The 14,368-nt window shown below is 68.8% G+C and carries 15 protein-coding genes; 10 read left to right on the forward strand and 5 right to left on the reverse strand.

Annotation, left to right across the window (positions count from 1 at the left end):
• Positions 1-37: 37 nt before the first annotated feature.
• The 4 genes from OMP43_RS15605 to coxB all read right to left on the reverse strand — a co-directional run bounded on the left by OMP43_RS15605 (position 38) and on the right by coxB (position 4,672).
• Positions 38-454: a hypothetical protein gene (locus OMP43_RS15605; protein ID WP_280280442.1), complete on the reverse strand. Its 417-nt coding sequence runs from the start codon at positions 452-454 to the stop codon at positions 38-40.
• A gap of 379 nt (positions 455-833) precedes the next feature.
• Positions 834-1,724, reverse strand: a complete 891-nt coding sequence (locus tag OMP43_RS15610) for an aspartyl protease family protein (protein WP_280280443.1) — start codon at positions 1,722-1,724, stop codon at positions 834-836.
• Between the two features lie 178 nt (positions 1,725-1,902).
• Positions 1,903-3,570 carry a cytochrome c oxidase subunit I gene (gene ctaD / locus OMP43_RS15615; RefSeq protein ID WP_280280444.1) on the reverse strand — a complete coding sequence of 556 codons (1,668 nt, stop codon included), beginning with the start codon at positions 3,568-3,570 and terminating at the stop codon, positions 1,903-1,905.
• 4 nt (positions 3,571-3,574) lie between these two features.
• The gene (gene coxB, locus OMP43_RS15620) at positions 3,575-4,672 is read right to left on the reverse strand and encodes a cytochrome c oxidase subunit II (protein WP_280280445.1); all 1,098 of its coding nucleotides are present in this window, start codon (positions 4,670-4,672) and stop codon (positions 3,575-3,577) included.
• 172 nt (positions 4,673-4,844) lie between these two features.
• Here coxB and pyrE point away from each other — a divergent pair, with 172 nt between their 5' ends.
• The 8 genes from pyrE to OMP43_RS15660 are packed head-to-tail and all read left to right on the forward strand — an operon-like array spanning position 4,845 to position 11,595.
• Complete coding sequence (gene pyrE, locus OMP43_RS15625) at positions 4,845-5,429, forward strand: orotate phosphoribosyltransferase (RefSeq protein ID WP_280280446.1); 585 nt, start codon at positions 4,845-4,847, stop codon at positions 5,427-5,429.
• A 13-nt stretch (positions 5,430-5,442) separates the two neighbouring features.
• Complete coding sequence (locus OMP43_RS15630) at positions 5,443-6,195, forward strand: pyridoxine 5'-phosphate synthase (RefSeq protein ID WP_280280447.1); 753 nt, start codon at positions 5,443-5,445, stop codon at positions 6,193-6,195.
• Complete coding sequence (locus OMP43_RS15635) at positions 6,192-6,479, forward strand: hypothetical protein (RefSeq protein ID WP_280280448.1); 288 nt, start codon at positions 6,192-6,194, stop codon at positions 6,477-6,479. Before OMP43_RS15630 ends, OMP43_RS15635 begins: the two co-directional genes overlap by 4 nt.
• On the forward strand, positions 6,476-6,880 hold the full coding sequence (gene acpS / locus OMP43_RS15640; protein WP_280280449.1) for a holo-ACP synthase: 405 nt from the start codon (positions 6,476-6,478) through the stop codon (positions 6,878-6,880). Before OMP43_RS15635 ends, acpS begins: the two co-directional genes overlap by 4 nt.
• Entirely contained in the window at positions 6,880-7,752 is an 873-nt protein-coding gene (lepB, locus tag OMP43_RS15645; RefSeq protein ID WP_280280451.1) for a signal peptidase I, read from the forward strand. The genes acpS and lepB overlap by 1 nt, the downstream gene beginning before the upstream one ends.
• Positions 7,749-8,915: an AI-2E family transporter gene (locus OMP43_RS15650; RefSeq protein WP_280280452.1), complete on the forward strand. Its 1,167-nt coding sequence runs from the start codon at positions 7,749-7,751 to the stop codon at positions 8,913-8,915. The genes lepB and OMP43_RS15650 overlap by 4 nt, the downstream gene beginning before the upstream one ends.
• Positions 8,912-9,532: a maleylacetoacetate isomerase gene (maiA, locus tag OMP43_RS15655; protein ID WP_280280453.1), complete on the forward strand. Its 621-nt coding sequence runs from the start codon at positions 8,912-8,914 to the stop codon at positions 9,530-9,532. The genes OMP43_RS15650 and maiA overlap by 4 nt, the downstream gene beginning before the upstream one ends.
• The gene (locus OMP43_RS15660; protein WP_280280454.1) at positions 9,529-11,595 is read left to right on the forward strand and encodes a TonB-dependent receptor; all 2,067 of its coding nucleotides are present in this window, start codon (positions 9,529-9,531) and stop codon (positions 11,593-11,595) included. The genes maiA and OMP43_RS15660 overlap by 4 nt, the downstream gene beginning before the upstream one ends.
• Positions 11,596-11,601: 6 nt before the next feature.
• Here the strand turns inward: OMP43_RS15660 and OMP43_RS15665 are convergent, their stop codons facing one another.
• Positions 11,602-12,693: a glycosyltransferase gene (locus OMP43_RS15665; RefSeq protein ID WP_280280455.1), complete on the reverse strand. Its 1,092-nt coding sequence runs from the start codon at positions 12,691-12,693 to the stop codon at positions 11,602-11,604.
• A 194-nt stretch (positions 12,694-12,887) separates the two neighbouring features.
• On the opposite strand from OMP43_RS15665, the gene OMP43_RS15670 reads away from it, so the two are divergent.
• Together OMP43_RS15670 and OMP43_RS15675 are read left to right on the forward strand one after the other, a co-directional pair.
• The gene (locus OMP43_RS15670) at positions 12,888-13,820 is read left to right on the forward strand and encodes a hypothetical protein (RefSeq protein WP_280280456.1); all 933 of its coding nucleotides are present in this window, start codon (positions 12,888-12,890) and stop codon (positions 13,818-13,820) included.
• A complete protein-coding gene (locus OMP43_RS15675) occupies positions 13,817-14,356 on the forward strand; it encodes a DUF2141 domain-containing protein (protein WP_280280457.1) in 540 nt (179 codons plus the stop codon). The genes OMP43_RS15670 and OMP43_RS15675 overlap by 4 nt, the downstream gene beginning before the upstream one ends.
• Positions 14,357-14,368: the final 12 nt, after the last annotated feature.

The following is a 14,368-nucleotide window of genomic DNA, read 5'->3' on the forward strand; positions in this document are numbered from 1 at the left end:
GTTGACCGAGGGGGAAGGGGCGGTTTGCCCCGGCCATTCAACCAAAGTCCCCATTCATCAGCCATTTGGTATCCGAGGCCGTTCGGCAATATTCCGCGAATTCGTCGCCGCGGACGAAGAGATCATAGTCGTCGTCGATCAGGAAATTCGGATCATCTGCGATCGCGGTCAGAACTGCCTTCAATTGTGCTGCATCATGGAAATGCACGAAATAATTCTCGCGGCTCGGGCCCATCGACCGGATGCGTGCCAACCGTTCCGGTTCCTCGGCCCAGGAGCTGTCGTCCCGCCCAAAGGGCCAGAGCCGGACGTGTTCGCCCCCTAAAATGCCGTGAAACTCGAATTTGGCGGGGTCGTCATGCCTCGGGTGCGCGGTCCACTGCATTTCAGGCGCACGCGATACCAGCTGGTCAAGCTGAAGCGGCTGGGGCGCGAAAAGAACTACATAGCGCATGCAGGTGAATACCAAGCGGTACCGCGCCTGCAAGGGCTGGGGCGGATCGACATTCGGCGTGGAGGAGCCGCTATGGCCCCCTCTATCCTGTCAGCCCGGCCCTGTGCCGGGGGCCACCGGGAGGCTGTCGGAAAGCAAGAAGCTCCTGGCGCTGGATTTGAGGCGCCGTGGACCCCGGCACAAGGCCGGGGTGACGATAGCGGGCGGGGCGCCACAAATGTCGATTCATTCCAGGGCGGCAAGCCCAAGCTGGCGTGTCGTCGTCCCTGCTTCTCTCCGGCCCCCTTCGGTCCCAAGGCAGCGAGTTCCCGGGCTCCAGCTCCGTTCGGAACACCTCCGTTGCGGGCCGCCATATGGGGCGGGGCGACGACGGATGACCCTATTGCTTCACCGCGCGGTCGAGCGGGATCGCCGGCTTGGGCGGCACGGGCGGCTTGCCGATCCAGGCGAGGCCGCGGGCGAGGTCGAGCGTCACCACCCAGTTGCGCAGGAACGGCATGCCGAGATTGCCGTCCATGATCATGTCCGGCGTGAAGGCATCGGGCGTGGTCGCGCGAATGTCGCCCAGCACTTCGAAATCGGCCGGCTGCTTGTCTTCCAGCTTCGGGTCCATCCCCACCAGCTCGGCGATGGGCTTGGAGACGAGCACGGTGCCGCCATTGCCCGAATCGAGCTCGAACCACAAAGTGCCCAGCCTGCTCGGTACCGCGGCCATCACCGCCAGCGCGCCGCCGTCGATCTCGCGCTTCAGCCGGATGCGCAGCGGCCGCATGCCGGCGATGCGCGCCGCCCGGCTCGCTTCCGATTCGAGCGTCATCGTGCCGGCCGCGAAGTCGAGGGTCACGGTGCGGCCCTCGAACAGGTTGAGCCCGATGATCCCGTCCAGGGCGGCGTTCTTCGGATTGTCCGCCGCCATGTTGACCAGCCCGGTGATCGGTGGCCTGGCGGCGATCCCGCCTAGCGTGATCGCGATATTCTCGCCGCAATGGGGGCCGTCGAAGCGCTTGCCCATCATGTTGTAGCCGGTGAGGCGCCCCCAGGGCGTGCAGCCGGCCCGCGTCGCGGTCTCGCGCGAGACGAGGGTGATGCCGGCGCCGGTATCGAGCAGGTACAGCCCCTTCTTGCCGGCGATCTCGGCTTCGATCGCCCAGCGGGTGCGCCACGGCGTCAGCTGGATCACCGCTTCGGGCTTGGCCGGCGGTGCCGTCTGCGCCTCGGCGGCGGGCATGGCGGCGAACAGCAGCGCGAGCGCGCCGGGCAGGAACTTCATCTCGCTTCTCCCTGGATTTCCCGGCATCGTTCCGCCTGCGCATCTTTCTCCAGGATGAACGGCGCGATTCATGCGGTCAATGCCATGCCTGGCGCGACCAAATCGCGCGGCGCCGGACATGAGAACGCCCCGGAAGTTTCCTTCCGGGGCGCTTCATGCGTCAGCCTTGCGGCCGGGCTCAGTGGTGATGCCCGTCCTCGATGACCGGCAGCGTCTCGAACTGGTGGAACGGCGGCGGGCTCGACAGCGTCCATTCGAGCGTCGTCGCGCCTTCGCCCCAGGGATTGCCCTCGGCCTTCCTGCCCGCGACCAGCGCCCAGATCACGTTCACGAAGAAGATCACCATCGAGGCGAACATGATGAAATAGCCGATCGTGGCGACATGGTTCCACAGCGCATAGGCGTCCGGATAGTCCGGATAGCGGCGCGGCATGCCCTGCAGGCCCAGGAAGTGCATCGGGAAGAACAGGATGTTCACGCCGACGAAGAAGATCCAGAAGTGCAGTTGGCCGAGCAGCTCGCTGTACATCCGGCCGCTCATCTTCGGGAACCAATAGTAGAAGCCGGCGAACAGCGAGAACACCGCGCCGAGCGACAGCACATAGTGGAAGTGCGCGACGACGTAATAGGTGTCCTGCATATAGTCGTCGACGCCGCCGTTCGCGAGCACGACGCCGGTCACGCCGCCCACGGTGAACATGAAGATGAAGCCGATCGCCCAGACCATCGGGGTCCTGAAGCTGATCGAGCCGCCCCACATGGTGGCGATCCACGAGAAGATCTTCACCCCGGTCGGCACCGCGATCACCATGGTGGCGGCGGTGAAATACATCTTCACGGTGACCGACATGCCGGTGGTGAACATGTGGTGCGCCCACACGACGAAGCCGACCAGGCCGATCGCGACCATGGCATAGGCCATGCCGAGATAGCCGAACACCGGCTTGCGGCTGAACGTCGCGATGATCTGGCTGACGATGCCGAAGCCCGGCAGGATCATGATGTACACTTCGGGATGGCCGAAGAACCAGAACAGGTGCTGGTAGAGGATCGGGTCGCCGCCATATTGCGGGTCGTAGAAGGCGGTGCCGAAATTGCGGTCGGTCAGCAGCATGGTGATCGCGGCGGCGAGCACCGGCAGCGCCAGCAGCAGCAGGAAGGCAGTGATCAGCACCGACCAGACGAACAGCGGCATCTTGTGCAGGGTCATGCCCGGCGCGCGCATGTTGAAGATGGTGGTGATGAAGTTGATCGCGCCCAGGATCGAGCTGGCGCCCGCCAGGTGGAGCGACAGGATCGCCATGTCGACCGACGGCCCCGGCTCGCCATAGGTGGAGAGCGGGGCGTAGACCGTCCAGCCCGTGCCCGCGCCGACGCCCGCGAAGGGCGAGGCGAGCAGCAGCAGGAACGCCGGGATCAGCAGCCAGAACGAGATGTTGTTCATGCGCGGGAACGCCATGTCCGGCGCGCCGATCATGATCGGCACGAACCAGTTGCCGAAGCCGCCGATCATCGCGGGCATGACCATGAAGAACACCATGATCAGGCCGTGCGCAGTGATCAGCACGTTCCAGAAGTGCATGGCGTCGTCGAACTTGGTCTCGTTGCCGTGCAGGAAGCTCAGCCAATAGGGCAGCCACTGGATGCCCGGCTCGGCCAGCTCGACGCGCATCAGGCCCGAGATGCCGCCGCCGATGATGCCGGCGACGATCGCGAAGATCAGGTAGAGCGTGCCGATGTCCTTGTGGTTCGTCGACATGAACCAGCGGGCGAAGAAGCCCGGCTTGTGATCGGCATCATGGTGGTCATGCGCATGATCATGCGCGTGGAGGGCGATATCGGTCATGGTCTCACTTGCCCGTCATGTTGCCGGCGGCGGCGTTGGCGGCCGGCGCGGTCTCGTTGGTGGCGGCCGGTTCGGCGGCGGCATTGGTCTCGGCGGCCGGCGCGGCGGCGTTCTGCGTGGCCGTGGCCGTGGCTGCCGCGGCGGCGGCGACCTCGGCCGGCATGGTGCCGCCCTTCGACTTCACCCACTGCGCGAACTCGGCCGGCGACACGGCCTCGACCGCGATCGGCATATAGGCATGGCGCGCGCCGCACAGCTCGGAGCACTGGCCGAAATACAGGCCCGGCTTGTCGATGGTGAAGCTCGTCTCGTTGAGCTTGCCCGGCACCGCGTCGAGCTTGATCCAGAAGGCGGGCACCGCCCAGCTGTGGATCACGTCCTGTGCGGTGGTGATCAGCCGGATCGGCACGCCGACCGGCAGCACCACGCGCTGGTCGGTCGCGAGCAGGCGCGGGCCGTCGGCATCGGTGCGGTAGCGCGTGCCGGCCGGAACCTGGCTCTGCTCCTTGAGCATGTTGGCGGTCAGCTGGATGCCGCCATTGTCCGGATATTCATAGCTCCAGAACCACTGGTTGCCGATCGCCTTCAGCGTGATCGCATCCTTGGGCGCCGGCTTGAACTGCGCGGCGAGCAGGCTGATCGACGGCACGGCGATCGCGACCAGGATCAGCACCGGCACCAGCGTCCAGATGATCTCGATCGTGGTGTTGTGCGCGGTCCGCGACGGCGTCGGGTTGGCGGCGCGGCGATAGCGGAAGATCACCCACACCAGCAGGAGCAGCACGAAGATCGAGATCGCGGTGATCAGCGGCAGCAGGATATAGTTGTGGAATCTGTGCGCCTCGCGGCCGTTCGGCGTCACCTGCTCCTGCAGCGTGATCGCGTCGGCGGTCGGCTGGCCGATGCCCGGTGCCGCCTTGGTCCGCGGCTGGCCCGAAGCGTCGAGCGTGGGATCGGCAACCGCCGGCGTGGCGGTCGCGGCCGGCGCGGCGCTGTTCGCGACCGGAGTCGCGCTGTTCGCGACAGGCTCCTGGGCCGAAGCGGGCGTGGCGAACGCCATCCCCGCCGCCAGGAGGATCGAAGTCAACCCAAGCATGCGCATCGTCTATCTTCACCCTGTTCCGCAAGAGCCCCGGGCTGGGAAAGGATTACCCCCAGTGCAACTGGCGTATACGAGCCACGCATCCATTCTCAACCCTTTTTGATCGCCCGTTGCGGTCGTTGGAGGGTGGTCCTAAGGGAAATCGACAATCCCGGCGACGATGGAGCGAGCATTGGAAGGCAACGCAATTCTGGACGAGTTTCGTGCTGCAGGTGCGTTGCTCGAAGGCCATTTCATCCTGTCTTCCGGCCTTCGTTCTCCCATCTTCTTGCAAAAGATGCGTATTTTCGAGGACCCCGCACGCACCGAGCGTGTGTGCAGTGCACTAGGAGCGCTGATCCGCGAATCGTTCGGGCGGGTCGACATGGTCGTCTCCCCCGCGATCGGCGGAATCATCCCAGGCTATGAGACGGCCCGCGCGCTGGGCTGCAAGGCGGTGTTCGTCGAGCGCGAGGACGGCGAGTTCCAGCTGCGCCGCGGCTTCGAGATTCCCGAAGGCGCTCGGATCGTGATGGTCGAGGATATCGTCACCACCGGCCTGTCGTCGCGCGAGTGCATCGCCGCGATCCGCCGGCATCCGGGCGAATTGCTCGGCGCCGCCTGCATCGTCGATCGCTCGAACGGCACGGCGGATATCGGCGTGCCCCTGGTCTCGCTGCTGAAGATGGACGTGCCCGCCTATCCGGCCGACCAGCTCCCGCCCGAGCTGGCGGCGATCCCCGCGGTCAAGCCGGGCAGCCGGGCGATCACGGCATAGGGAGGCGCGAAGGGTGACCGCCAAGCTCCAAGAGTCTGCGAGGGACCGCCTTCGCCTGGGCGTCAACATCGATCATGTCGCCACCGTGCGGAACGCGCGCGGCTCGGGCTATCCCGATCCGGTGCGCGCGGCCCTGCTCGCGGCCGAGGCCGGCGCCGACGGCATCACCGCGCATCTGCGCGAGGATCGCCGGCACATCACCGACGACGACATCGCCCGGCTCTCCGCCGAGCTGACGGTGCCGCTCAACCTGGAGATGGCGGCGACCGGGGAGATGCTGGCGATCGCGCTCCGCCACCGCCCGCATGCCGTGTGCATCGTGCCCGAGAAGCGCGAGGAGCGCACCACCGAGGGCGGGCTCGACGTCGCCGGGCATTTCGATCACCTCGCCCCGATGGTGGCGAAGCTGCGCGAGAATGGCAGCCGCGTCTCGCTGTTCATCGAGCCGGACGAGCGCCAGATCGACGCGGCGCTGCGCCTGGGCGCCCCGGTCGTCGAGTTCCACACCGGCCGCTATTGCGAGCTGGCCGAGGCGGACCGCGCCGCCGAGCTGCGCCGGATCGCCGATGCCGCCGCGCTCGCGGCCAAGGCGGGGATCGAGCCGCATGCCGGCCATGGCCTCACCTTCGACAATGTGATCCCGATCGCGGCGATCCCGCAGGTCATGGAGCTCAACATCGGCCATTTCCTGATCGGCGAGGCGATCTTCGACGGCCTCGCCCCGGTGATTCGCCACATGCGCGCGCTGATGGACGCGGCGCGGTGAGGCGCATTCTCTTCGCAGTGGTCGCCGCCGGTGCGATGGGCGCGGCGGTGGTTGCCGGGCTGCACCCGGTCTGGTTCGCGCTGGCGAAGCTGGGGACGGACAGCGAGATCATCGACTGGGCTTTCTGGCAGCAGTCGATGCCGGCGGTAGCGGTTGGGCTTGCGGTCGGCGCGGGAGCCCTTGCGATCGCGGATCGTCGGCCGCGCACGGCCCTGGCGCTTCTCGTGATCTCGCCGGTTGCCGCCTTTGCCGCCGGCAACGTCATTCTGGCGCTGACCCTATGATCCTCGGCCTGGGCTCGGACCTCTGCAATATCGAGCGGATCCAGAAGTCGCTGGACCGTTTCGGCACACGTTTCGAGCAGCGCAGCTTCACCGACCTGGAGATCGCCAAGGCCAGGACCCGCCCGCACAACTATGCCGCCACCCTCGCCAAGCGCTTCGCCGCCAAGGAGGCTTTCTCCAAGGCGGTGGGAACCGGGTTCAAGGCGGGTGTGTTCATGAAGGACATCGGTGTCGTCAACGCGCCCTCCGGCGCCCCTACGCTGGCATTGACCGGAGGCGCGAAGGCGAGGCTTGACGCCATCACCCCCGCGGGTCACGTCGCCATGGTGCATCTGACGCTGACGGACGATCATCCCTGGGCGTTCGCCATGGTGATGATCGAGGCGGTGAAGGAAGGTTGATGGGGGCGGACGAGCTCGCGTTGAGTCACGAAGCGTTCGAGGAAGAGGTCGAAGCCCGGCCGCGCACCGACTGGTGGGCGGAGGCGCGCGGCATCCTCTGGCTCGTGCTCGCGGTGCTCGGCTTCCACAGCCTGATCGCCAAGCCCTTCTTCATCCCCAGCGAATCGATGCTGCCCGGGCTGCTGGTCGGCGACCGGCTGGTGGTGACCAAATATCCCTATGGCTATAGCTGGGTCACGCCGACCTTCCATGTGCTGCCCTTCATGCACGGCCGCATCCTGGGCAGGCTGCCCGAGCGCGGCGACGTGGTGATCGTCACGCCGCCCGGCACCAACACCGACTATATCAAGCGCGTGATCGGTCTGCCCGGCGACACGATCGCGGTCAGGGGCGGCATCGTCTATCTGAACGGCAAGGCCATCCCGCGCCGGGCGATGGGCGCTCGCGACATCCCCGTCGATCCCAACACGCGCTGCAGCGAGGACCAGTATCCCGGCTTTCTCGTCACCCGAGCCGGCCGGCAATATTGCCGCCTGCCGATCTTCCGCGAGACGTTGCCGGGCGGCCGCTCCTACGACACGATCGACCTTGGCTTCCGCCCCGGCCGCGCGGACAATTATCCCGAGATCCACGTGCCCCGGGACAAGGTGTTCCTGATGGGCGACAATCGCGACAATTCGGCCGACAGCCGCTTCCCGCTCGCGCAGGGCGGGCTGGGCGGCCCGGTGCCCTGGGAGAATATCGGCGGTCGCGCCGAGTTCATCACCTTCAGCCTCGACGGCAGCGCCAGCTGGAATCCGCTGACCTGGCCGCGATCCTTCCGCCCCGGCCGCGCCGGCACCTCGCTTCACCCGCAACGGGACAGTCAATGATGAGCGATCCGCTTGCCTCCGATCACGTCCATGTCGTCCAGGAACCGGGACCCAACGAGCTGCGCGACCCGGTGGTCCGCGCCGAACTGAAAAGGGCGAGCGTCTGGTTCGGCCTGGGTATCGCGGTCGCCCTGTTCGTGCTGCTGATCCAGCCGATCCTGATCATCTTCGGCGGGCTGGTCTTCGCATCGATGCTGGATGGCGGCGCGCGGCTGCTCGGCCGCATCCTGCCGATCCCGCGCGCGCTGCGGATCGTGATCGTCGTCCTGCTGGTGATCGCCTTCTTCGCCGGCATCTTCTACCTGACCGGGGTGCAGATCGCCGCCCAGGCCGAGCAGCTGCGCACCACGCTGGAAGTGCAGGCGAACAAGGTCGCCCAATGGGTGGCCGATCTGGGCCTGATGCCCGGCCGCTCCGATCTCACCGGCCTCGTCCAGCAGGCGCTGGGCAGCGTCGGGCGGCTCACCTCGGCGGTGGGCTCGGTGTTCGGCGCCGTCTCGTCGCTGCTGATGATCGTGATCATCGGCCTGTTCGTGGCGCTGGAGCCGCGCATCTACGAGCGCGGCCTGCAATGGATGGTGCCCAGGGACGCGCGCGATTCGTTCGCGCTCACGCTCAGCCGCATGGCGACGACGATGCGGCGGCTGCTCGCCGGGCGCCTGTTCGGCATGCTCTTCGAAGGCGTGGTCACTGCCTTCTTCCTGTGGCTGGCCGGCGTGCCGATGGCGCTGCTGCTCGGCATCATCACCGGCGTGCTCGCCTTCATTCCCAATATCGGCGCCTTCATCTCCGGCGTGATGATGATCTCGGTGGGGTTCAGCGCCGGCACCGAGACCGGCATCTGGGCGATCATCATCTATTTCGGCGTGCAGAATTTCGACGGCTATGTCGTGATTCCGATGGTCGCCCGGCGCACCGTGGACATGCCGCCGGCGCTCACCCTCTCGTCGCAGATCCTCGCCAGCACGCTGTTCGGCGTGCTCGGCCTGGCGCTGGCCGATCCGATCGTGGCGATGATCAAGGTCGCGCTGGAGAGCGAGGCGGAGCGCGCCGCCCGCGCCGCCGACGAGGAGAGCCCCCGGCTCAAATGGCGGGTCCGGCTGCGACGGGGCTATGAGGAAGGGGCGCCGACGCCGCTCGAGCCGCCGGCGGGTGCGGCATGATCCTCTACGACTATTTCCGCTCCTCGGCGGCCTATCGCGTCCGCATCGCGCTGAACCTGAAGGGCGTGGCCTATGCCCGGCGCGACATCATGCTGCTCGAGAACCAGCAGCGTTCGCCGGAGCATCTCGCCCGCAACCCCCAGGGCTTCGTTCCCGCGCTGGAGGCCGGGGGCAAGGTGATCACCCAGAGCCTGGCGATCATCGAGTGGCTCGACGCGCGCCATCCCGAGCCGCGGCTGATCCCCGCCGATCCCGATGCCCGCGCCGCGGCGATGGCCCGCGCGCTCGTCGTCGCGGCGGACACGCATCCGCTCAACAATTTGCGCGTGATGCGGCGTCTGAAGGAAATGGGCGTGGACGAGGAGGGGCGGAACGCCTGGACGCGCCACTGGATCGCCGAGGGCTTCGCCGCGCTGGAGGCGATGGCGGGGGACGGGCCCTTTCTCGGCGGCGACGCGCCGGGAATCGCCGATCTCTGCCTGGTGCCCCAGATGTACAATGCCCGGCGCTTCGAGACGCCGCTGGACGCCTTCCCCCGGCTGGTGGCGATCGACGCCGCCGCCACCGCATTGCCCGCCTTCGCCGCCGCTCATCCCGACGCGGTGGCGCCCAAGTGAGGATCGCCGGGCTGGCGGCGGGCCTGCTGCTCGCCGTCCCCGCCCTGGCGCAGGAGCAGGAACGGGAACAGGAGCCCGACGCGATTATCGTCACCGGCCGCGGGCTCGCCGCGCCGCCGGGCGACGCCGCCTATGACGTGGTGACGATCGCGCGCGATCGCATCGCCGGCACCGCCAGCGGCCGGCTGGAGGATGCGCTGCGCGATGCCGCCGGGCTCGCCCAGTTCCGCCGCTCCGATTCGCGCTCGGCCCACCCGACTTCGCAGGGGATCACGCTGCGCGGCCTGGGCGGCAATGCCTCCAGCCGCGCGCTGCTGCTGCTCGACGGCGTGCCCCAGGCCGATCCGTTCGGCGGCTGGGTCGCCTTTCCCGCCTATCTCCCGATAAGGCTCGCCGGCGCGCGGATCGTGCGCGGCGGGGGCAGCGGCTATGCCGGGCCGGGCGCGCTGGCGGGCACGATCGAGCTGGAGAGCGGCAGCCCCGCGCAGCTTGGCCGCCTGTCGCTCGACGCGCTCGGCGGCAGTCGCGACAGCCTCGATCTCGCGGGGGTGGGCGCCGTCGAGCTCGGGCGCGGCTTCGCCACCCTCGCCGGCCAATATGCGCGCGGCGATGGCTTCACTCCGATCGTCGCGGCGGATCGTGGACCCGCCGACCGGCCGGCCCCCTATGAACAGGCCGCCATCGCCCTGCGCGCCGTCACTGCCCTTGGCGCCGATACCGAGCTCCAGGCCAATCTCTCCGCCTTCACCGACCATCGCGATCGCGGCGTCGATTTCACGCGAGTGAAGAGCGAAGGCGCCGATGCCAGCCTGCGCCTGGTCGGCCGCGGAGCCTGGGGCTGGTCGGCGCTCGCCTGGCTCCAGACGCGCGGCTTCGCCTCGGGCTTCGCCAGCGTCAACGATGCGCGCACCGTCGCCGCGCCGACGCTCGACCAATATGCCGTGCCTGCCACCGGTCTGGGCGCGCGCCTGGAGGTCGCCCCGCCCGTCGGCGGCGGCGTGACGCTGCGCCTGGGCGGCGACCTGCGCCGGGTCTCCGGCCGGACCGAGGAGCTGTTCACCTATGTCGCCGGGAGCCCGACCCGGCGCCGCGTCGCGGGGGGCGAGAGCCTGACCGTCGGCGGCTTCGCCGATGCCAGCTACGAGCGCGGGCCGCTCACGCTCAGCCTGGGCGGGCGGCTCGATCACTGGGACATTGCGGACGGTTCGCTGCTGGAGACTTCGCTCGCGCCCGGTCCGGTGATCACGGACGGCCGCTTCCCCGATCGCCGGGGCTGGGAAGCCACCGGCCGCGCGGGCGCCGCCTATCGGCTGGGCGGCGTGACGCTGCGCGCGGCCGCCTATCGGGGCTGGCGCCTGCCGACGCTCAACGAGCTCTACCGCCCCTTCCGGGCCGGGGCCGACGCCACCGCCGCTAATGCCGCGCTCGATCCGGAGCGGCTGGTCGGGGCGGAGATCGGGATGGACTGGCGCCCCGCCGCCGCGCTGGCTCTCCGCGCCACCGGCTATTGGAACCGCCTCGACGGCGCGATCGCGAATGTCACGCTGGCGCAGGGGCCGGGCAGCTTCCCCGGGGTCGGCTTCGTCTCGGCGGCGGGCTTCTATCGCCAGCGGCGGAACGTCGACGCGGTAACGGCCCGCGGCGTCGAGCTCGACGGGCGCTGGGCGGCGGGGCCGCTCAGCCTGGCCGCGTCCTATGCCTTCACCGATTCGCGGGTGTCGGCCTCGGGCGTGGCGGCGTCGCTCGACGGCCTGCGCCCGGCCCAGACCGCGCGGCACCAGGCGAGCGCGACGCTTGGCTGGGCGCGGGGCGATGCCGGGGCGTCGCTCACCGCCCGCTATGCCGGGCCGCAGTTCGAGGACGACCAGAACAGCCGCACGCTGAAGGGCGCCTTCACGCTCGACGCCGCCGCGGCGCTGCCGCTCGCGCATGGCTTCGCCCTCCAGGCGCGCGCAGAGAATCTCCTCGATGCCGAGGTGCAGGCCGGGATCAGCGGTCCGGGCGTGATCGAGCGGGCGCTGCCGCGTACCCTGTGGCTGGGCCTGCGGCTGAAGCTGCGCTGAGTCCGATCAGCGCCGGCGGCCGTCCACCATCCGGTCGAACAGTGCGAGATAGTCGGCGATCGGATCGCCCGTGGCCGTCACCGGCGCGGGCCGCACCGCGTCCGGCGCCAGCCAGTGATCGAGGGCGGCGACCAATGCATCGCCATCCTCGCGGGCGATTACCGTGCCCAGTTCCGGCGCATGGACGATCTCGCGCACCGCGACGCTCGATTCGGTGGATACTACCGGCGTCCCGACCGAGAGCGCCTCGCGCAGCACGCCGGGCACACCTTCATAGTCCGAGGTCAGCACCGCCACTGCCGCGCCCCTGAGCGCCGGCAGCGGATCGCCGGCATGGCCGGGCATGATCACCCGGTCACCCAGCCCGAGCGCCGCGATCTGCGCGTCGAGCGCGGCGCGCGCGGCGCCCTCGCCGAGCAGCAGCAGCTTCACCTGCGCGTCGGCGAGCCGGGGCAGGGCGTCGAGCAGCCGGTCCCAGCGCTTCTGCGGCTCCAGCCGCCCGACGCCGATCAGGTAGCGGCCCATGGGCAGCGCCACCGGCGTGGCACCGGCGATCGGCCGGGCGGGCGGATTGGCGATCACGCCCACCCGCTCCGGCGGCATGCCCATCTCCGCCATCGTCTCGGTCGCCATTGCCGGAGTCATTGCCACGACATGATCGAGGAAGCGCGGATGCAGCCGCAGCCAGCGCCGATAGCGCCAGGCGGCGCCGCGCGAGAGCTCGGGGCGCACCAGCGCGTTGGAGACCTTGCCCACGATCGGCGGCGCGGCGCGGCCCAGCCGCAGCCGGGCGAGCGCGGTGACGCCGGTATAGCGGTTGCCCGGGCAGAACAGCAGGTCCGGCCGTGCGCGTCGTATCTCGTCCGCGAGCCGGAACAGTGCCTGGTGGCGCCCGTCGCCCAGTTCGATCACTTCGATCCCGTCGGGGATCTCCGCGGCCAGCGGCCCTTCGCGGCTGCCCAGCACCAGGGTCACCCGGCGCCCCGCCGCCTGCCATCCCGCGGCCATGCGCAGCATCGCCCGCTCCACCCCGCCGCCCTGCAATTGCTGGGCGTAGGTGAGGATGTGCTGAGCGGTTTCGGAATGGGTGCGGTGCAACATAGGGTCTTGCGGATTGCCACTCTTAAGCCCAAATCGCCCCCGCAATAAACCGCAATCTGCTGCCACCAGCCATTTTCGTGTTGGCGTATACTGGGGGGCTGTACGCCGCATGGTGCGGATAAAGTGCTGGAAATGCCCGTTTTTGGGCGGCGGAATGTGAATCGGTGAACGAACCAGGTCTGGAGGCTTCGGTGAACACGAGCGTTGTCGAGGCCGTCCCCCTCCCGGGCGCGCCCGACCTTGCGGGTCTCGAACCCGTCGAAAAGATCAAGCGCCGCTGGCCGGCGTTTCTGGGCGGCGCGCTGACGCTGCTGATGATCGTGGCGCTGGGCCGCGAGCTGTTCGGATCGGGGCTGCAGGGCCTTTATCGCAATCTGCCCGCCAACCCGCTCTTCTATCTGGTCTTCGCGCTCTATTATGTCGGGCCGCCGACCTTCGACTATGTGATCTTCCGGCGGCTGTGGCAGATTCCGCTCGCCGGGCTGGCCGCGCTCCACAAGAAGCGCATCTCGAACGAAGTGCTGTTCGGCTATTCGGGCGAGGCCTATTTCTATGCCTGGGCGCGCCAGCGCACCCAGATGGTCGCGGCGCCCTTCGGCGCGGTGAAGGACGTGATGATCCTGTCGGCGATCGCCGGCAACGCGATCACGCTGCTCATGATGATCCTCGGCCTGCCGCTCTATCTGGGCCTGGTGCCGCCGCAGTGGAAGGGCGCGGTGCTCGGCTCGGTGGTGGTGCTGGTGCTGATGTCGGTGCCGTTCGTGCTCTTCTCCAAGCGCGTGTTCTCGCTGCCCCGCCGCGAGCTGTGGTGGGTGTTCCTGGTGCATTGCGCGCGCATCGTCACCGGATCGCTGCTCGTTGCGATCGCCTGGCACCTGGCGATGCCGAACGTCTCGATCGGCGTGTGGCTGATGATGGCGGCCGGCCGGCTGCTCGTCTGGCGCCTGCCGCTGGTGCCGAGCAAGGAGGCCGCCTTCGCCGCGATCACCGGGGTGGTGATCGGCCAGGGCTCGGCCATGTCCGAGCTGATGGCGCTGATCGCCGGCCTCACTCTTCTCGTCCATGTCACCTTGATCGGGGGCTTCAGCGTGCAGGCCCTGCTCACGAGGAACAAGCAGTCATGATCCGTTCCCTGATCGCCCCGACGACCATCGGCGCCGCGGGCGCGCTCGCCCTTGCGGCGGCGCCGGCCTGCGCCGCGGCCGCGCAGCCGGATCCGGTCGACGGCAATTGCGCCACGCGCACCGGCGTGCCGCTCTATGTGAACGTCACCGGCCTCAAGGATCGCACCGGGCGGCTGAAGCTCGAAATCTATCCGCCGAACGAGGAGGATTTCCTGCGCGACGACACGTCGCTCAAGCGGGAGAACAAGCCGTTCCGCCGCATCTGGGCGCAGACGCCGGCCTCCGGCCCCGTCCGGCTGTGCATCCGCGCGCCGGGGCCGGGCACCTGGGCGGTGCTGTTCACCCACGATCGCGACGGCAAGAACAAGTTCAACTTCTGGGAGGACGGCGCCGGCTTCCCGAGCAACCAGAAGCTCGGCCGCAGCCGCCCCAAGGTGCGCCAGGCGCTGGTCAATGTCGGGCCCGGTGGTGGACAGATCACGATCAAGGCCCAATATCTCCGGGGCCTGGGCGGCTTCGCGCCGCTCGACGACTGAGGGGCAGGGACG

The sequence above is a fragment of the Sphingomonas sp. CBMAI 2297 genome (assembly GCF_029870595.1).
GTDB lineage: Bacteria > Pseudomonadota > Alphaproteobacteria > Sphingomonadales > Sphingomonadaceae > Sphingomonas.